Origin of the sequence: Thermoflexus sp., assembly GCF_042408815.1 — a bacterium.
Classification (GTDB): Bacteria; Chloroflexota; Anaerolineae; order Thermoflexales; family Thermoflexaceae; genus Thermoflexus.
On record NZ_JBHOQR010000022.1, the window covers coordinates 1 to 18,218 of the forward strand.

The 18,218-nt window shown below is 63.5% G+C and carries 17 protein-coding genes and 1 pseudogene; 12 read left to right on the forward strand and 6 right to left on the reverse strand.

Annotated features, from left to right (window positions below):
* The 6 genes and pseudogenes from ACFMO3_RS06740 to ACFMO3_RS06765 form a co-directional block, all read left to right on the forward strand.
* Positions 1-271, forward strand: a 271-nt coding sequence (locus tag ACFMO3_RS06740; protein WP_376789655.1) for a DNA methyltransferase, incomplete at its 5' end; no start/stop codon positions are given.
* A gap of 12 nt (positions 272-283) precedes the next feature.
* A complete protein-coding gene (locus tag ACFMO3_RS06745; RefSeq protein ID WP_376789656.1) occupies positions 284-847 on the forward strand; it encodes a winged helix-turn-helix domain-containing protein in 564 nt (187 codons plus the stop codon).
* 112 nt (positions 848-959) lie between these two features.
* Positions 960-1,166, forward strand: a complete 207-nt coding sequence (locus tag ACFMO3_RS06750) for a DUF2281 domain-containing protein (protein ID WP_376789657.1) — start codon at positions 960-962, stop codon at positions 1,164-1,166.
* A 3-nt stretch (positions 1,167-1,169) separates the two neighbouring features.
* Positions 1,170-1,568 (forward strand): type II toxin-antitoxin system VapC family toxin, encoded by a 399-nt coding sequence (locus tag ACFMO3_RS06755; protein WP_376789658.1) that lies wholly within the window; start codon positions 1,170-1,172, stop codon positions 1,566-1,568.
* Positions 1,569-1,578: 10 nt separating this feature from the next.
* Positions 1,579-1,860, forward strand: a pseudogene (locus ACFMO3_RS06760) (restriction endonuclease); the annotation flags it as partial.
* 364 nt (positions 1,861-2,224) lie between these two features.
* Positions 2,225-2,716: a hypothetical protein gene (locus ACFMO3_RS06765; RefSeq protein ID WP_376789659.1), complete on the forward strand. Its 492-nt coding sequence runs from the start codon at positions 2,225-2,227 to the stop codon at positions 2,714-2,716.
* Positions 2,717-2,851: 135 nt separating this feature from the next.
* On the opposite strand, the gene ACFMO3_RS06770 is transcribed toward ACFMO3_RS06765, so the two are convergent.
* The 6 genes from ACFMO3_RS06770 to ACFMO3_RS06795 form a co-directional block, all read right to left on the reverse strand.
* Complete coding sequence (locus tag ACFMO3_RS06770; protein ID WP_376789660.1) at positions 2,852-3,256, reverse strand: hypothetical protein; 405 nt, start codon at positions 3,254-3,256, stop codon at positions 2,852-2,854.
* A gap of 902 nt (positions 3,257-4,158) precedes the next feature.
* Positions 4,159-4,971, reverse strand: a complete 813-nt coding sequence (phnE, locus tag ACFMO3_RS06775) for a phosphonate ABC transporter, permease protein PhnE (RefSeq protein WP_376789661.1) — start codon at positions 4,969-4,971, stop codon at positions 4,159-4,161.
* Position 4,972: 1 nt separating this feature from the next.
* Positions 4,973-5,761, reverse strand: a complete 789-nt coding sequence (locus ACFMO3_RS06780) for a phosphonate ABC transporter ATP-binding protein (protein ID WP_376789662.1) — start codon at positions 5,759-5,761, stop codon at positions 4,973-4,975.
* A 37-nt stretch (positions 5,762-5,798) separates the two neighbouring features.
* Entirely contained in the window at positions 5,799-6,794 is a 996-nt protein-coding gene (locus ACFMO3_RS06785; RefSeq protein ID WP_376789663.1) for a phosphate/phosphite/phosphonate ABC transporter substrate-binding protein, read from the reverse strand.
* Between the two features lie 285 nt (positions 6,795-7,079).
* A complete protein-coding gene (locus ACFMO3_RS06790; RefSeq protein WP_376789664.1) occupies positions 7,080-9,227 on the reverse strand; it encodes an alpha-amylase/4-alpha-glucanotransferase domain-containing protein in 2,148 nt (715 codons plus the stop codon).
* Between the two features lie 271 nt (positions 9,228-9,498).
* Positions 9,499-11,001, reverse strand: a complete 1,503-nt coding sequence (locus ACFMO3_RS06795; RefSeq protein ID WP_376789665.1) for a leucyl aminopeptidase — start codon at positions 10,999-11,001, stop codon at positions 9,499-9,501.
* A gap of 367 nt (positions 11,002-11,368) precedes the next feature.
* On the opposite strand from ACFMO3_RS06795, the gene ACFMO3_RS06800 reads away from it, so the two are divergent.
* From ACFMO3_RS06800 to ACFMO3_RS06825, 6 genes are all read left to right on the forward strand, one after another.
* Positions 11,369-11,809 carry a carbon monoxide dehydrogenase subunit G gene (locus tag ACFMO3_RS06800; protein ID WP_376789666.1) on the forward strand — a complete coding sequence of 147 codons (441 nt, stop codon included), beginning with the start codon at positions 11,369-11,371 and terminating at the stop codon, positions 11,807-11,809.
* 81 nt (positions 11,810-11,890) lie between these two features.
* A complete protein-coding gene (locus ACFMO3_RS06805) occupies positions 11,891-12,367 on the forward strand; it encodes a (2Fe-2S)-binding protein (RefSeq protein WP_376789667.1) in 477 nt (158 codons plus the stop codon).
* A gap of 47 nt (positions 12,368-12,414) precedes the next feature.
* The gene (locus ACFMO3_RS06810) at positions 12,415-14,769 is read left to right on the forward strand and encodes a xanthine dehydrogenase family protein molybdopterin-binding subunit (protein WP_376789668.1); all 2,355 of its coding nucleotides are present in this window, start codon (positions 12,415-12,417) and stop codon (positions 14,767-14,769) included.
* 67 nt (positions 14,770-14,836) lie between these two features.
* Positions 14,837-15,697, forward strand: a complete 861-nt coding sequence (locus tag ACFMO3_RS06815; RefSeq protein WP_376789669.1) for an FAD binding domain-containing protein — start codon at positions 14,837-14,839, stop codon at positions 15,695-15,697.
* Between the two features lie 293 nt (positions 15,698-15,990).
* Entirely contained in the window at positions 15,991-16,908 is a 918-nt protein-coding gene (locus ACFMO3_RS06820) for an AAA family ATPase (RefSeq protein WP_376789670.1), read from the forward strand.
* 34 nt (positions 16,909-16,942) lie between these two features.
* Positions 16,943-18,160: a VWA domain-containing protein gene (locus ACFMO3_RS06825; RefSeq protein WP_376789671.1), complete on the forward strand. Its 1,218-nt coding sequence runs from the start codon at positions 16,943-16,945 to the stop codon at positions 18,158-18,160.
* Positions 18,161-18,218: the final 58 nt, after the last annotated feature.

The following is an 18,218-nucleotide window of genomic DNA, read 5'->3' on the forward strand; positions in this document are numbered from 1 at the left end:
TTCGACGCGCGGGAAGGACGTGTCCGCCTTGTTCCTGGATGGGGACTACGACAGCATGACTTTCAAGATCTCCCAGGCCTTCTTCCCGGGCGATCCCGATGCGTGGGAGAAGCTCCAGCGCGCGCTCAAAGCCCAGATCGATCCCGAAATCTTCGAAAAGATGCGCGGCACCGTCTCCTTCCCCTTTAAACCCGGCGAGCACCAGCGCATCGCCGTGAAGGTGATCGACTTCCGGGGGAATGAGGTGGTGCGGGTAGTGCCTTGTACCTAAGGAGCGTACGCTATGGATCGTAACGAAGTGCACATCGCCTTTGAAATCCTGCTTGAGGAGATCGAGCAGGTTGCCAACAGCATCAACGACGCTGGTGCCGAAGCCTTTCAAAAAGGGGCTTATGATGAAGCTCGCCGGATGATTGAAATTGCGACGCGGCTGGCCGAGTTTCGCGAAAGGGTTAAGGCGCTTCAAAACGAATGGAGAAATGTCTTCACCGGTTATGCTCCGGAGAGCAAAATGAGGCGCAGAGGGCGTCCAGAGAGACTTAAAAGAGGATTGAGAACGAGCGAAGACGCCTTTCGGAGGCCGATCCTGGAAGCTCTGGTGGAATTGGGAGGGCGAGCGGAGATGTCTAAGGTGTTGGATCTCGTGGAGAAAAAGATGGAGGGAATCTTGAACGATTATGACCGTCAGCCTTTACCTTCGGATCGTAAGACCATCCGTTGGCGCAACACGGCGCAGTGGTGTCGGAATACGATGGTCCAAGAAGGGCTGTTGAAGAGCGACTCGCCTCGGGGCATCTGGGAGATCTCAGAACGAGGACGGAAGGCTCTTCAGGAGGGCAGCGTGTAAAGATGTCCCTGCTCATTGACAGCACGATCCTCAACTCGCCCTTCGGAGGGCCGCATGCACCGCGGGCGAAGGGTGATCAATATAGGGAAATGTACCAACAGGAGGTAAGACCATGAAATCTCTGGAGGAATTGATTCGGGAGCTGCCGCCGGAGCTCAGAAAGGAGGTGGAGGATTTCGTGCGCTTTCTGCTGGAGCGTCGGAAGGTCGCCCGCGGAAAACCCCTCCGGCAGAGCTGGGCCGGTGCCTTGCGCGAGTTCAAGGACCGGTTCACCGCCCTGGAGTTGCAGAAAAAGGCCATGGAATGGCGAGACGACTGAGCCATGTACCTTGTGGACACCAACATCTGGCTCGAGCGCTTGCTCGACCAGGAGCAATCGGAGGTCATCGGGCGGTTCTTGGAACAGGTCCCATCGGACCAGCTCGCCGTCACGGACTTCGCCCTGCACTCCATCGGCATCATCCTCTGCCGGCTCGGTCTCCCAGACGCCTTCCGCCTCTTCGTGCATGAGGTCTTCATCGATGGCGCTGTGATGGTCATTCATCTGGAACCGACAGACATGCCAGGCGTGCTCGAAGCCATGGAGCAGTTCAACCTGGATTTCGACGATGCCTATCAGTACGTCGCTGCAGAAAAGCACGCTCTCACTCTGCTAAGCCTGGACGCCGACTTCGACCGCACGCCTGCAGGGAGGAAAACACCACAACAGATTGTGACTTGAGGCGAATCCCATGCTCGTTGACAACCCCATCCTCAATTCGCCCTTTGATGAGCCCACCCACTACGGGGAGTACCGGGAAGGGCAGCCGGTGCTCAAAGAGGGCCGGCGCCCTGCGGGCTATTACCTCAAGGCCCGCACGCGGGGGTCGCAGGCAGCGCTCCTCGAAGAAGAATTTGTGCCCCTCGAATGGGTCAAGGCCTGGCGCGGGCGCGGCTATCCCGGCGTGACGCCCATCACCCGGCGGCTGCCCGATCACTGGAACAACCCCGAGCGGGAGCGCAGGCTCTTCTTCGGCTCAGAGCCGGAGTACGTGGACGTGTACAGGGTCCCCTTCGAGGTCATCCCCGTCCAGAAGAAGCCGGTGGGCCGCGCCGAGGTGCAGAAGGTCTCTACGCTGGTGAGGGCTTTGCCAGAGCGCGAGCATCCGGAAATCACCTTCCCCCCGGCTGGAAGGCTACGTCTTTGACGTGCGGAGCCGCATTCGAGCGGACCTTTCGGCGAAGTTTGAGGTCAGCTCTCAGTCCTCCCGCCACTGGTTTGGCGGATTGGGCATGTCTGGACCAGGGGTGCCTCTTGTGCCCGGCCCCCTGGGGAACTGTCTATCATTACTTATGGAGGGAAGTCGCAGGCTGGCATCCGCTCCCATAGGCCGATCCATGGAACTTTTCCCAGAAGCCATCGTGCTCATTGCGGTGGTGCGCCATCCCCAGGACTGGCAATGGATCCAGGAGACCCGGGCGTATCGCATCCCGCTTCGTCACGCCCCTCCGCTGGCCCCTTTCGTAGATTTCGTCGCCTTCTACCATACGGCCGCCTTCGGGCCCGAGCGCTGGTCCATCCGTTACTATGCGCCCTTAAGAGGCTACGAGCTGGTCCGACGCCGCGATCTGTTCCCGGAGGAGCTGGACCACCCCCGGGCGGAGGCGCTGTATTATCTCCTGCAACTGGGCCCCATGCAGCCGCTCCCCCGGCCGGTGGCCAGCCGTCGCTGGCATCGGTTCACTTTCCTTTTCACCACGGGCGAGCGCCTGCTTCAAGCATCGGATCTGTCGGAGCTCCCGCTGGAGGGGATCGAGCGACAACTGCTGAGGGGAGCATTGCGAGAGGAAAGCCAGACGTTCAACCGCCGAGGCGGTTCCTCCACCTGATCGTGAAATCGCTTCGAGGGAAGCCTTCATGGGGCGCAGGCCGCCTTCAGCGGCCCACACCCCATGAAAAACCCATCCCCTTCCAGGGGCCCCCCAAACGGCGGGAAGTCAGAGCAGCGCCCACAAAGGGAAACCTTACACCTTCAATCGATAAACCCCCCGTCGGACCCGCTGGAACAGATCCTGGTTCTTGCGGAAGATCAGGGTCAAGCGGGCCCGCTGCATTTGAGGATCCCTCCCCGGAACCTGAAGCCCCCGATCCAGCAGCGCCCGGCGGATCTCCTCGAGCTCCATGCCCTGGGGCGCCGCTTTCAGCACTTCCACAATGGTATGCACCAGCTCCCGGGTGCGGCGACGCCGAGGTATCGCGGTCTGTCGGAATAAACCGATCAGCCCCTCGCCCAGCGCTGGATACTTCTCGATGAGCTCCGCGATGTCCTCCAGCAACCGCAACTGGGCCTGGATATACTCTCGCCGCTGCTCTACATCGGCCAGCTGAGAACGCAGCAGGCTGATTCGACCCTCTAAAATCTCTTTCATGCGAGACCTCCTGTTGCAAATGATGAGATGAGAACGGGAATTTTTAGCGCCTCAAAGGCCCGATCCAGCCCCCAATGGATTCCCCCTTTCCGGGAGAAGATAGTATCCCAGCGGTCACCCTGAGAACGCGCCCCTCCCTATCACGAAGGAACCCTGCGGCTGTCCGACAATTGCGACGATGATCGTCACCGGAAAGGGAGCAAAGTACCGTTCTATTTTGTTCAAAGTCGCGTAAATCAACTGTATCGCAAAATTCAAGGGAGGTCAAATCCCGTTGTGAGCATATCACGATCTCCGAACCGACAGCGGATCTCTTCCCTTTGCCCGTCCTGGCTTTAGCAGATCGGAGAGCTCATGGGAAGATCATCCACCGAAACGAATGGATAAAATCGGTGGAAGAAAGGAGGAAACCGTCGCTTTCCAAGATCCCAGACCTTTTCGTTCGTCAACGTTTGCACCCTCCTCGCCCGGTTGACTTCATCGCCCGTTCGGACCGAATAGATATCAGTTTATCGATGAGAAGGGGCGAGGAGGGGGACCTTAAGACCATGCCCGTACACGCATCATCGCAGACAAACCCCTAAGATGGCTGGGTATTGCGTTCTAAGGGAAACCATCCGGCGCTCCAGCGATCCGCGGGGGCTGTTCTTATTCCGCGATGGAGCTCCCGGATCGGCGCGCCGCGGGGTTGGACACCGGCTGCCCTTTGGGGCGATCCTCATGGGGGCGAAGGCCCGGCCTTTGGGGTGTAGACATGGTCGAAGTTCGCCGATGGGGATGAATGGGGGAGGCGTTGCGGGAGGGGAAGGGGAGAGGGTGGGGCGCTGCGGGAACATGGAGAGCCGGATCGCCACCGCCCCACCCTCCAGAAACGCGCCAGGCGATCAGGAGCTCCTTCCCGCTCACGGACGGAGCAGATAACGCCGTCGAATCCAGGCGCTCAGCGCATCCATGCCGATCACCAGGAGGAGCACCGCGAGGAGCACCGTGCTCAGGCGGGCATACGCCATGGTGCCCAGATACGCCTGCATGTAAAACCCAATGCCCCCAGCGCCCACCAGGCCCAGGAGGGTGGAGGCCCGCACGTTGTACTCCAGCATGAACAGCAGCTGGCTGAGGATGGCGTTGGCGCTCTCCGGCCAGAGGACGAAGCGGATCAGATGGCGGCGCTTCGCCCCCACCCCCCGCATGGCCTCAAGGATCTCCGGATCGATGGCTTCGAAAAGCTCCGCGTAGAGCTTGGCCAGATAGCCCACGGTGTAAAAGGCCAGCGCCAGGGTTCCGGCCAAAGGCCCCAGTCCCACCAGAATGACCATCAACACGGCCCACAGCAGCGAAGGCACCGTTCGGAGAGCGGCGACCATGAAGCGAACGACGACCACCACGCCCGCCGGGAACAGGGTCCGGGACCCCAGAACGCCCAGCGGGAACGAAAGGAGGAACCCCAGCAGAGTCCCCGCGAACGCCATCTGAAGGGTTTCCAGGAGGGCCCCGGCGATCGTGGGCACGATCCGGAGATCCGGGGGGAACATCTCTTGAGCGAAGCGGGCCAGATTGGAAACCCCCCGCATCAAACGCCCGGCCTCGAAAAGCCCCATCCCATTCAGCAGCCAGGCCAGCAGCGCCACCACCCCCAGGCTGAACCCCAGTTCCTGCCACCGACGCCATTCCAAACCTGGCCACGTTCCATGAACGGCCCCATGCTTCAGGCTCATTTCATTCCTTCCCCCCCATGATCTCTCGAAACAGCCTCCAGGTCAGATCCAGAGCCGGGCGGTCGAAAACCACCTGCCCCTCTTTCAGGATCACCACGTGATCTGCGAACTCCTGAACCAGTTGGATTTCATGGAGGTTCAGGATGACCGTCAAACCCCTTTCCCGGGCCAAGTGATGCACAAAGGCCAGCACCTGAGCCGCCCGGGGAAGATCCAGGTCGGAGACGAACTCATCCGCCAGGATCAGCTGGGGATCCTGCATCAAGGCGCGGGCGATGGCGACCCGCTGGCGCTCTCCTCCACTGAGACGAAATACTTTCTCGTCCGCTTTATCCGCCAGATCCAGCATCTCGAGCAACGCCATCGCCCGCTCAATCTCGGCGCGAGGGAAAAAGCCCAGGGCCGTCCGCCACCCCGGATGACGGGCCAGGGATCCGAGAAGCACGTTCTCCAGCGCCGTCAGGCCCCGCACCAGCCCCAGCTGCTGCGGAATATACCCGATGAGCCGACGCAACGCGGGCTCCGGCTCCCCCGACAACGGATGCCCCAGGAGGAAAACCCGGCCCTTTGGGAACGGAAGGAGCCCGGCCATAATCCGCATGAGGGTAGTCTTGCCCGCGCCGGAGGGCCCCATGATAGTCCAGAAACCTCCGGCAGGGACCTGGAGATGCACCCCCTGGAGGATCCACTTCCCCTCCCGGTAAGCAAACCAGAGATCCTCTACGGATACCGCGATCTCCTCCCAGGCCAAGCACCCAGCCTGGTGCGGGGATGGAAAGAATTGGGTCATCGGCGTTACCTCGTTTCAATCCGTATGACATCCATCCTCACGGTCGAGGGGTCCGCTCCTCTTCCTCCTCTTCGCCTCCCCCACCCTTACCGATCTCAACGCGCTCGGAGAAGGCAATGTGAGTGCGCCGCAGATATGCCTGCAGCATGCCCAGGTGGGCCCGAGCATCCGTTTTCTGGAAGCCCACGAAGAGCCCGGAGATGAACTGGCGCATCAGGCTCCGGTATTCCGGCGCGCCCAGGCCCATGAGGGCCTCGATCACCTTGGAGCGCAGCGGCTCCTGCAGGGCCGGGCTCACCACCACCCCATGAGAAGGCAGCGGCCCCTGTTGCTCGAGCACACGGGTGTTCGCCAGAACCTCCCGATAGAGGGTTTCCGGTACATCGCCGGCGATCACCGTAACATCCACCTGGCCGGCCTTCAGGGCCTCCCAGCACGGGCCGTAGCCGCCCGCGAAAAGCACCTGTCCAAAGAAGGCCTTGGGATCCACTTCCTGGCCTTCCGGAGGCTCTGGCAGCAATCCCAGCTCGATCAGCCGGGCCATGGGCCCGATATAGCCGGAGGTAGAGATCGGGCTGGGGAAACAGGCCCGCTTGCCTTTCAAATCCGCCAGGGCCGTATATGGGCTATCCTTCGGAACCACCCAATAGGAGTAATAATACGTGGCCTCTGTCTTCTGAGCGTCATGGATCACCTCCCGGACTTCGGCCAAGACGAGCTGGGCATTCGCCCGTTCCACGGCCAGAAGCCCCGCGAAAGGCCCCATGAACGCCACGTGGGCCTGGCCGAAGCGGAGCGCCTCCACCACCCCAGCCTGGCTGAGGGGGACATAGATCTCCACATCTACCCCCGGCCCCAGGCGCTGCTCCAGATACTGCTCCAGCGGCCGGGCTTTCTCCTGAACCTCGGCCGCCGTCAGAGTGGGCTGCACCGCGACCACCAGCCGCGTGGAGGGTGCCCGCTGCGGCACACACGCGGCGCTGAGCCCCAGCAACGCCCCGATCGCCAGCAACCGATAACGGGAAAGACGCATTCGATCCCTCCCACACCAAGATGTCGCATCACTCACTGTAGCGATCGGCCGGCGCGCTGTCAATAGAAAAGAGTTAATCGAGAAATTTTCAAGAAAGCTTCTAAATTAAGTAACCCGGTTTAACTATGGGAGGCTCTCCCGAAAGGTCTCGGTGGGGCCCAACGACTGCCCTTACCGAATGGGGAAGGGAAATCCCAGGAGGAGTCTTCCCGAAGAGACTGGCAGAGCTCGGAGGTCAACTCCTTGGGCTCGCTCATGCCGGGAAGCCCGCGGGCGAAAACCCGATCACGCCAGCTCCCATTCCATCTTCACCGCCCAGGTCTCCCCCGGATCCAGGCGGAGGAGCCAGTGAGCCGTCAGGCTGGTTCCTTCGTAGACCCGCTCGAATCCCGCCTCCGAGTTCACGATCGCCTCCACCGGAAATTGCCACCAGGAAGCCGGCCGGCTGAGACGGATCACCACCCGTCCCCACCATTCGTGGACAATGGCCAGCTGATCGGATTCGGGGAGCTCCTCCAGGGTGGCAAAGGGGCGAAGCTCACCGTCCGGCCACACCGTATAGGCTTTCTCACTGTCGCCTCCGGACATGCCCCAGTTCACCTCGACGCCGAACCGGGCATGGAGGGAGGAGAGCCCCATGGGGGTCACCCGATAGACAACCCGAAGGATCGGTTGATCCGAGAGCACCTCGATGGTCTTTTCCAGGCGCACGGGCTTCGGGCCTTCGGGATCCCATAGATGACCATCGCGGCGGAGGATCAGGCATGGATGGGGCTCGGTCGCTAAGGCGATCAGGGCATAGGGCTGATGGATGAAATCACCCCATTCGGCATACTGGGCCCGGTAGAAGGCCTCCAGCGTGGTGTCCGGAGCCATCAGATGATCGATCAGTCCCGTCCGCCGATACCCATCCACGATCAGCCGCTGTTCCAGGCCCATCTCCTTCACCCGCACCCGATGGGTGTGAATGCTCTCCAGACGGCCTTCCTGGCCGGCCAGCACAATCTCCCCTCGGGCCGCAGCCTCCTGGAGGACCCGATGGTAACCTTCCCGATGCCGGGTCATCCCGTTCAGCAGGTTCAGCGCGGCGTCCCGACGATCCCACTCCAGGATCTGCCCTCCCAGGGCCGGGCTGATCAGAAGCCATTGATCCGGCGTCCCGATCACGATCTCTTCCTGGGTATCCCCATCAAAATCCAGTCGTTCCACGTACGCCCACGGCCTTTCCCCATAGCGCGTTTCATCGGCTATGGCCTCCGCCGTGATCAGGTGCTGGTAATTCGCCTCACGGATATGGAAGAGATAGATGCCACCGAACACCCCATGCCAATAGGGGCAATTGCACTGGCCCGCCCACACATGCTCAAGGGCTTCCGCCCGCCGGATCGGATCGGGGAGGGCGTGGACCTTCCGGCTGACCCAGAGCATCTTTTTGTGCATCTGGTTGACCTCCGGGTATTTCGCCAGGAAGACCCGCCAGAACCCTCCCCGGATGAACCGAAGGAGATCCCACCGGCCTTCCGCCTGCAGCCGATGTTTGAGGTCCGTCAGCTCCGCCGAGATTTCCGGGGGCAGCGCCCACTCGGTCATCTCATCGTAGGAGACAGTTGGAAGATACAACCGGCCGAGCGGGGGGAAGCGCGCCGCATATTCGCCAGGTGGGATCGAGATCAGCCAGTCCGCGTTTTCCTCGATGGCCGCGAAAAAGTCCTCCATCCACCCTCGATCCCAGCAATGGACATCCGTCCCAGGCCACAGGCCGAACTTCTCCCCATCGTCCCCCATCACGGCCACCCGGGGCGGGGCGCCAGGAGGCAGCGGCCGCTCCGCTTGCTCCCGCAGCCAGCCGATCACTTCCGAGACGGAGGCCCAGGGGATCGTGTAGCGCAAATGCTTGGAGGTGCCAAAGATCTTCAGGGGATATCCCAGCTCCTCGGTCACGTAATAGCCGAAGAGATCCGCATCGGTCAACCCGATCCACTTGAAGTGAGTATCATCCAGGATCGTATACTGAAGGCCCGCGCGCGCCAGGGGGAGGGGCAAGTGCGGCTCCCACACCCGCTCGGCAAGCCAAAAGCCCACCGGTGATACCCCGAAGTCCTCCCGCACCGCCTCGATGTGCTTGCGGATCTGACCCGCTTGATCCTCATCCGGGATCACCGCCAGGATCGGTTCGTAATAGGCCCCGGCCATGATCTCCACCTGGCCCCGCTCCACCAAGCGACGGATCCGGGGGAAGAGCTCTGGGCGATGTTCCCGCAGCCAGTCCCGCAGCGGCCCGGTGTAATGAAGCGCTACCCGCACCCCGGGATGGCGCTCCAGCGCGGCGATCATCGGCTCGTAAGCCCGGCGATACGCCTCTTCGAAAACCCAGTCAAAGTTCCCCACGGGCTGATGGTTGTGGAAGGCCAACGATAGATAGATCTTCCCCATTGGGATTCCCTCAATTCAGTTGGATAAAGCGCTTCACCTAAAATAAAGCGAAACCGGAACCATGTCCATCGCATCCAACGCGGCAGGGTCCCGGGCACTGGGAGGGTCTTTCCGGCCAGCGGAGCGCAAGCGCTGCCTCGCTCCCGGAGCGGGCGGAACGTGGAGAGCTCGCTCCAGGAGCGATCCCGCCCATGCAAGCGTTCCCCGAAGGGAGCTCCCAACAGGATAGCGTCGCGCCCCTGAGGGGGCAAGGCCAGCCCCTTCGTTCTTTTTACGGTCGGGGATCCTCCAGGTAGCGCACCAGCAGGCGCACGCCGTATCCAGTCCCCCCTTTCGGCACGTAGCCCCGCGCCTTCTCCGCCATATCCATCGGCGCGATGTCCAGATGGGCCCAGGGGACGCCCTCCGGAGCGAACTGCTTGAGGAACATGGCGGAGGTTCCCAGCCCGCCATAGCGGCCGCCGCTGTTTTTCACATCGGCCACCTCGCTGCGGATCCGCTCCAGGTAATCTTCCCATAGGGGCATGCGCCACAGGCGCTCACCGGTCGCCTCCGCGGCCCGCAGCAACGCCGTGGCCAGCTCATCGTGATCCGAGAAGAGGGCAGCCGCCACATCCTGTCCCAGGGCAATGATGGCGGCCCCCGTCAGGGTGGCCACATCGATGACCGCGCGGGGGTTGTAGCGCGCCGCATACGCCAGGGCATCCGCCAGGATCAGACGGCCCTCCGCATCGGTGTTCACGATCTCAATCGTCTTGCCGCTGAGGGTGCGCAGGATATCCCCGGGCTTATACGCCTTCCCGGAGGGCATGTTCTCACAGGCGGGCGCCAGAGCCACCACCGGGACGGAGAGCTGGAGGGCGGCGGCGGCCAGGGTGGCCCCCAGCACCGCCGCGGCGCCAGCCATATCCCCCTTCATGGTCAGCATCCCTTCCTCGCTCTTCAGGTTCAGCCCCCCGCTATCGAAAGTGATCCCCTTCCCCACCAGGACCACCGGCCGTTCGAGGCGGCCCTCTGGGGCGTATTCCAGGATGATCAAGCGAGGCGGCTCCTCGCTCCCCCGGGAAACCGCGGTCAGCGCGCCCATCCCCAGCGCCGCGATCTGCCGCTCGTCCAGGATCTGGGCCCGGACGCCGACCTCCTGGGCCAGGCCGCTCGCCTCCTCGGCCAGACGTCGGGGGGTCATATCCGAGGCGGGCTCGTTCACCCAATCCCGAACCCGGTTCACGAAGCGGGCAAGGATTTCCGCCCGGCGGGCTCCGGTGGCGATGGCCGCCTGCTTGGCTGCATCGACTTCCACCAAGAGAAGGACCTCTGGCTCTTGGCGATCGGCGCTCGCCTGTTTACGTTGATAGGTGTAAAGGCCCAGCAAAGTCCCTTCCACGGTGGCCTGGGCTGCTTCCTCAGGGGAGAGGCCGCCACGGCCGGCTCCGTGGACGACGGTAGCAAGCCGTCGCACCTTCAGCTCGCGAGCCCGCTGAGCGGCAGCCGCCGCGGCGTGGCGGACCTTTTCCGCGTTCAAAGAGGCCTCCGGTCCCAGCCCTACCAGGAGGACCCGAGGGGCGGGGATCCGGCCATCCGTATAGAGAACCAGCGTCTCGCCCAGGCGGCCCCGGAAATCCCCGGCGGCCAGCACCCGGGTGATCCGTCCCTCCAGGGCTCGATCGACCGCCGCGGTGGCCCCGCCCGGGGTGGTGATTCCCTCCAGCAGGTTCACCACCACCGCATCTGCCTCGACCTCTTGGATCACGCCGATCCGGGTTTCGATCTGCATCGAGACCTCCCGCCGAGAGCGTCTCTGGGAATCTATCATTGGGGTTATAGCATAACCGATTCCCCATGTCCATCCGGGCCATGGCGCTTGCTCCTCCCCAGGATCCCGGAAACCGGAAGCTCGAAGGACGCCTCTCCCCCTCGCCGTTTCAGCAAGCGCCCAGCGAGAAGATCCCGCGGCCGGAGACCATCCGCAGGAGAACCTTATTGTTCGAAATATCACCAATTTGTTATTTGTTTCCCAAACCGAGCGGAAACGATGTCTTTCTCTATCATAACATCCCTTTGAGGGGAAGTCTTGACAGGAATTCAGGCGGGTGGGTATAATTGAAGTGCCTTCAGCGAGTATCCTCTGAGCGAGCGCCTCCATGCGGCTGAAGGGATCCTATCGGTTCAAGGCGGCGGTGGATCGCGTTTGGGGGGCCTTGATGAATCCCCAGGTGATCGCCCGCCTGCTCCCAGGAGTGGAGCGTCTGGAGCCGGTGGGAGATTACATGTATGAGGCCGAAATGCGCCTGGGCATCGGGCCCATCAGCGGCCGCTATACAGCCCGCATCACCCTCTCGGAGATTGACCCCCCGAACCATTACCGCATCCGGATCCAAGCGCAAGGGCCTCAAGGCACGGTGGATGCCCATGGCACGATCGATCTCACGGCAGACGATGGGGAGACGATTTTGCATTATGAAGGGGAGGCCGCGGTGACGGGGCTGCTCATGAGCATAGGCGCCCGGCTCCTGGAACCGACGGCCCAGATGCTGGTGAATCAGGGATTGAAGAACCTGGAAGCCCAACTGACCTCTTCGTGAAATTATGTATCCCCCTGGATAGGCGCGGGCCCATCGGGAGAGGCGCCCGGGCAGGAACCTTCATTCGAAGAGGAGGGGCCCATGAAAGTTCCGGTAACAGTCACGGTGAACGGCCAGGTTTACCAGCGGGAGGTCGAGCCCCGGATGCTCCTGGTCCACTTCCTTCGGGAGGTCCTGGGGTTGACCGGGACCCACGTGGGGTGTGACACCAGTCAATGCGGCGCCTGCGTGGTCCTGATGGACGGGAAGGCTGTGAAGTCGTGCACGGTGTTCGCGGTGCAGGCAGACGGAGTCCAGATCACCACCATCGAGGGCCTGGCGCGGGACGGCCAGCTCCATCCGCTCCAGGAAGGCTTCTGGGAGATGCACGGCCTCCAGTGCGGTTTCTGTACCCCCGGGATGATCCTCGCCGCTTACGACCTCCTGCAGCGCAATCCCAACCCGACGGATGAGGAGATCCGCCACGCCCTGGAAGGCAACTATTGCCGCTGCACCGGTTATCACAACATCGTCCGGGCGGTGCGCTACGCGGCGGAGAAGCTCCGCGTGCAGGCCTGAGCCCCACAAGGTGTTCCCCGACTTCAAACGCCGGAAAGGAGGCGGCGATGGCGACGCGCTATTTCGGTGTGGCGATGAAACGGCGGGAGGATCCGCGCTTCATCACGGGGCGCGGCACCTATGTGGATGATCTTACCCTTCCTGGCCTGGTCTACGCGGCGATGGTGCGCAGCCCGTATGCCCATGCCCGGATCAAAGCCATCCATACGGAGAAAGCGCTCCGGCATCCGGGGGTGATCGCCGTATTCACCGGAAAGGACATGGTGGATAGCGGGGTGAAATCTCTCCCCTGCGGCTGGCTGCTTCCCGGGATGAAGCTGCCCCCGCATTACCCGATGGCCGTGGACAAGGTCCGCCACGTGGGGGAGATCGTGGCGGTGGTGATCGCCCAGGATCGCTACACGGCGGAGGACGCGGCAGAGTTGGTTGAGGTGGAGTATGAGGTGCTCCCCGCGGTGGCCGACGGGGCCAAGGCCCTGCAACCGGGCGCCCCCACTGTCCATGACGAGGCCCCTGATAACATCTGCTTCCGCTGGTCCATCGGCGATCGGGAGAAGACCGACGAGGCCTTCCGCCGGGCCCATCAGACGGTGAAGGTGGCGTTGATCAACCAGCGCCTGATCCCCAATGCCATCGAGCCCCGGGCGGCGATGGCCCAGTATAACCCAGCCACCGATGAATACACCCTCTGGGTCACCAGCCAGAACCCTCATGTCCACCGGCTGCTCATGGCCGCCTTCGTCCTGGGCATCCCCGAGCACAAGCTCCGAGTGATCTCCCCGGATGTGGGCGGCGGCTTCGGCAGCAAGATCTTCGTCTACCCGGAGGAGACCATCGTCACCTGGGCGGCCAAACAGGTGGGCCGGCCGGTGAAGTGGACTGCACGGCGGCGGGAGAGTTTTGTGAGCGACGCCCACGGCCGCGACCACATCACCGAGGCGGAGCTGGCGGTGGATGAAAAGGGGAAGATCCTGGGGATGCGGGTGAAGACCATCGCCAACCTGGGGGCGTATCTCTCCACCTTCGCCCCAGCCATTCCCACCTATCTCTATGGCACCCTACTCTCCGGCCAGTATGAGATCCCCGCGATTTACTGCGAGGTGACCGGGGTCTTCACGAACACCACCCCCGTGGACGCCTACCGGGGGGCCGGGCGGCCGGAGGCCACCTATGTGGTGGAGCGGCTGATGGATCTGATGGCCCGAGAGCGGGGGGAGGACCCTGCGGAGTTCCGGCGGAAGAATTTCATCCCGCCGGACAAGTTCCCCTATCCAACCCCGGTGGCCCTCCAGTATGACAGCGGCAACTATGAGGGCGCCCTGAACAAGGCGCTGGAGGCTATCAACTATAAGGAGCTGCGCCGGCAGCAAGAGGAACTCCGCAAGCAGGGCCGCTATATCGGCATCGGCTTCTCCTGCTACATCGAGGCCTGCGGCATCGCCCCCTCTCAGGTCGTGGGTTCCCTGGGCGCCCAGGCCGGCCTCTGGGAGAGCGCCCTGGTCCGGGTGCACCCCACCGGAAAGGTGACCGTTTACACCGGCTCCCACGCCCACGGCCAGGGCCACGAGACGGCCTTCGCCCAGATCGTGGCCGACGAGCTGGGCATCCCCATCGAGGACGTGGAGATCGTCCACGGGGATACAGGGAGCGTTCCCTTCGGGATGGGCACTTACGGCAGCCGCAGCGCCCCGGTGGGGGGCAGCGCCATCGTCCTAAGCCTCCAGAAGATTAAAGAGAAGGCCCGCAAGATCGCCGCCCACCTCCTGGAGGCCGCCGAGGAGGACGTGGTCTTCGAGGACGGCAAGTTCTACGTGAAGGGCGTGCCCGACCGCTTCAAGACCTTCCAGGAGGTCGCCCTCCAGGCTTATCTCGCCCATAACTACCCACCGGGCCTGGAGCCGGGGCTGGAGGCCTCCTCGTTTTATGATCCCAAGAACTTCACCTTCCCCTTCGGAACCCACATCTGTGTGGTGGAGGTGGACCCGGAGACGGGGAAGGTGAAGATCCTGCGCTACGTGGCGGTGGACGACGCCGGTCGCATTATCAACCCGCTGATTGCTGAGGGGCAGGTCCACGGGGGCATCGCCCAGGGGATCGGCCAGGCGCTGCTGGAAGGGGCGATCTACGAGGAGAACGCGCAGCTCCTCTCGGCCTCCCTGCTGGACTACGCCCTCCCGCGGGCCGATGACCTGCCCGCCTTTGAGATCGACCACACCGTGACGCCGTGCCCGCACAACCCGCTGGGGGTGAAGGGCATCGGCGAGACCGGCACCATCGCAGCGACCGCAGCCGTGGTCAACGCAGTGATGGACGCCCTGGCGCCCTTCGGAATCCGCCACATCGACATGCCGCTCACCCCGGAGAAGATCTGGCGGGCCATCCAGGCTGCCCGCACCGCATGAACGACACCGGGGGAGGAGCTTTCAGGCCCCTTCCCACCCGCTGACCTGAACCGGAGAGGAGGGGACAATGTATCCGGCGTCCTTTGAATACTACCGGGCGAGCACCCTGCAGGAGGCCTTGAACCTTCTGCGGCAACATCCGGAGGCGAAGGTGCTGGCCGGCGGGCATTCCCTGATCCCCCTGATGAAGCTGCGTCTGGCGAGCCCGCCGGCGCTGGTGGATATCGGGCGCGTGGCCGAACTGAAAGGGATCCGGCGGACCGACGGCATGGTGGTCATTGGGGCATTGACCACTCATCGAGAAGTGGAGTTCTCAGAGGAGCTGAAGCAGTGGTGTCCACTCCTCCCAGAGGTGGCCGCCCACATCGGGGATCCCGCCGTGCGCAATATGGGCACCATCGGCGGAAGCCTCGCCCACGCTGACCCGGCCGCGGATTACCCCGCAGCCATGCTGGCCCTGGGGGCGACGATCCATGCCGTGGGCCCCAATGGGGAGCGGACGATCGCCGCCGATGATTTCTTCGTGGGAATGCTCACCACGGCCCTCCAGCCCGGCGAGATCCTCACCGAGGTCCACGTGCCGGTTCTGGGCCAAGGCACCGGTTGGGCTTATGAGAAGTTCCCCCACCCAGCCTCCCGATACGCGGTGGTCGGGGTCGCCGTAGTGATCCGGGTGGAAAACGGGGTCTGCCGGGAGGCCCGGATCGGAATCACCGGCGCAGCCCCCAAGGCCTTTCGGGCCACGAGCGTGGAGCAGGCGCTGGTCCGCCGGCGGCTGGACGAGGCCACAGTGCGCGCGGCGACCGAGAACATGGTGAGCCCGGAGGGCTTGCTCAGCGATCCCTTCGCCTCGGCTGCCTACCGGGCCCATCTGTGCGCCGTCCTCACCCGGCGGGCTCTGCTCCGGGCTGCCGGACGGGCGGCATAGAGCGCCCGGTCCTCCACCTGGGATCGTAGAGGGATTCCCCCGGGGGATGGGGGTGCTGATCGCGCTCCCCATCCCCCGGATTGTTTTCCTTAGCGCGAAGCCTCACGCCCGGTTCCCCCGGGGCTCTGGGAGCTGGATAGACCCCTCATCCCTTGGGGGTTTCCGAGGGATGTCATGGATTCGTGTTAAAATGATTTGGCTCTGAGAGAGAACATGTGGGGCTGACCCTCCGGATCCCCTCTCGGGAACGCGGAGGGAGAGGCAAGGGATTCCTGTCATCTGTGGAGGCAGCGGTGTTCCCCCGCTCCATTGATGAAGTGCTGGAGGCCTTGAAGGCGCATCGTTATATCGCCGATCGCGGGCTGGCGACGGCCATCTTCCTGGCCCTGCGCCTGGGCCGCCCCCTCTTCCTGGAGGGCGAGCCCGGCGTCGGCAAAACGGAAGTCGCCAAGGTCCTGGCAGGTCTGCTGCAGACCGATCTGATCCGCCTCCAGTGCTACGAAGGGCTCGATGTCCACAGCGCGGTCTACGAGTGGGATTACGCCCGCCAGATCCTCCAGATCCGAATGCTGGAGGCCTCCGGGGAGCGAGACGAGGTCCGCATCCGTCAGCAGATCTTCAGCCCTGCCTTCCTGATCAAACGGCCGCTCCTTCAAGCCCTGGAGGCCAAAAACGGCCGCCCCTCGGTGCTCCTCATCGATGAGCTGGACCGGGCCGACGAGGAGTTCGAGGCCTTCCTCCTGGAGCTCCTCTCCGACTGGCAGATCACCATCCCCGAGATCGGAACGGTGCGGGCGGAGCAGCCGCCTGTGGTGGTGATTACCTCGAACCGGACGCGGGAGATCCATGACGCCCTCAAACGGCGCTGCCTCTATTTCTGGATCGATTATCCGTCCTTCGAGAAGGAAATCCAGATCGTGCGGGCTCGGATCCCGGACGCCCCCGAGCGCCTGACCCGGCAGATCGTGGCCTTCGTGCAGGAGCTCCGACGGCTGGACCTCTATAAACTGCCCGGAGTGGCGGAGACCCTGGATTGGACGGCGGCCCTGCTGGCCCTGGATCAGACGGAACTGGATGCGGCCGTGATCGATGAGACGCTGGGGGTGCTGCTGAAATATCAGGATGATGTGCTCAAGGTGCGCGGGGAGATTGCTCAAGACCTCCTGACGAAGGCCCTCCTGCGAGCCGAAATGTCCTCGGGGGATCATTGATATTGAAAGGGATCTTCCTCCGCTAGGAATAGAGATGTCTGGCCATTTGCTGGATCATCTGGTCCGCTTCGGACGCACGCTGCGAGCGGCTGGGATCCCCATCACCCCCGGCCAGATCATAGCCCTGGTGCGGGCGCTGGAATGGATCCCCCTGGGCGATCGTGAGGCCTTTTATCACGCGGCCCGCTGTACCCTGATCTGCCGCCGCGAGGACTTGGAGATCTTCGACCGGATCTTTGAATGGTTCTGGCGCAACCCCCTGATGGGGGGACAGTTGCCGCCCGGTCTTCTCTCCACTGCCCCCGGGCCGATCCGGCGGCGGGAGAACCGGCCCCGCCCAGCCGAGGTAGGCCACCCCCCATCCGGAGAGCCTCCCGCCGGCCACCCCGAGGCCCCGCCGGTGATCCTAACGGATCGGGCGATGACCTACAGCCCGGTGGAGCTCTTGCGGCGCAAACAATTCGAGCGCTTCTCGGAAGAGGAAATCCAGCTGGCCCGCCGGTTGATGGCCCGCCTGCGCTGGCGGATCTCCGAGCGGGAGACCCGGCGGCTGCGCCCGGGCCCGAAGGGGGAGCGGCTGGATCTCCGGCGGACGGTGCGGCAGAGCATGCGCCACCACGGGGAATGGGTTCGACTGCTCTGGCGCACCCACAAGCCCAAGCCCCGACCGCTGGTCGTGCTGTGCGATATCAGCGGCTCCATGGAGCGCTATGCCCGAATGCTTCTCCATTTCCTCCACGCCCTAAGCCACACCCGACGCCACGTGGAGACGTTCGTCTTTGGCACCCGCCTCACCCGCATCACCCGCTGTTTGCGCCACCGGGATCTGGACGAGGCCCTGCGAGAGGTTGGCAAAACGGTGATGGACTGGTCCGGGGGAACCCGCATCGGGGAATGCCTGCACGTGTTCAATCGAGACTGGGCGCGGCGGGTGCTGGGCCGCGGGGCCGTAGTGATGATCATCAGCGACGGATGGGATCGGGGGGATGTAGAGCTCCTGCAGCGGGAAATGGAAAGGCTCCAGAAATCGTGCTATCGTTTGATCTGGCTGAACCCGCTGCTCGGGATCCCCGGATATCAGCCCCTGACCCGGGGGATGCAGGCCGCCCTACCCTATATTGATGATTTCCTGCCGGTACATAACCTGGCCAGCCTGGAGCAGCTGGCTACTCACCTGGAACGGCTGCCCGCCCGCCGCTCCGCCCGCCGGTCCGGGCTGGCCCGTTGGATCCCACCGGGGGAACCGGAATGACCCCGATCCCGGGAGGCAACGATGGCTATTCCACAGGAAACGGAACACCGGTGGACCG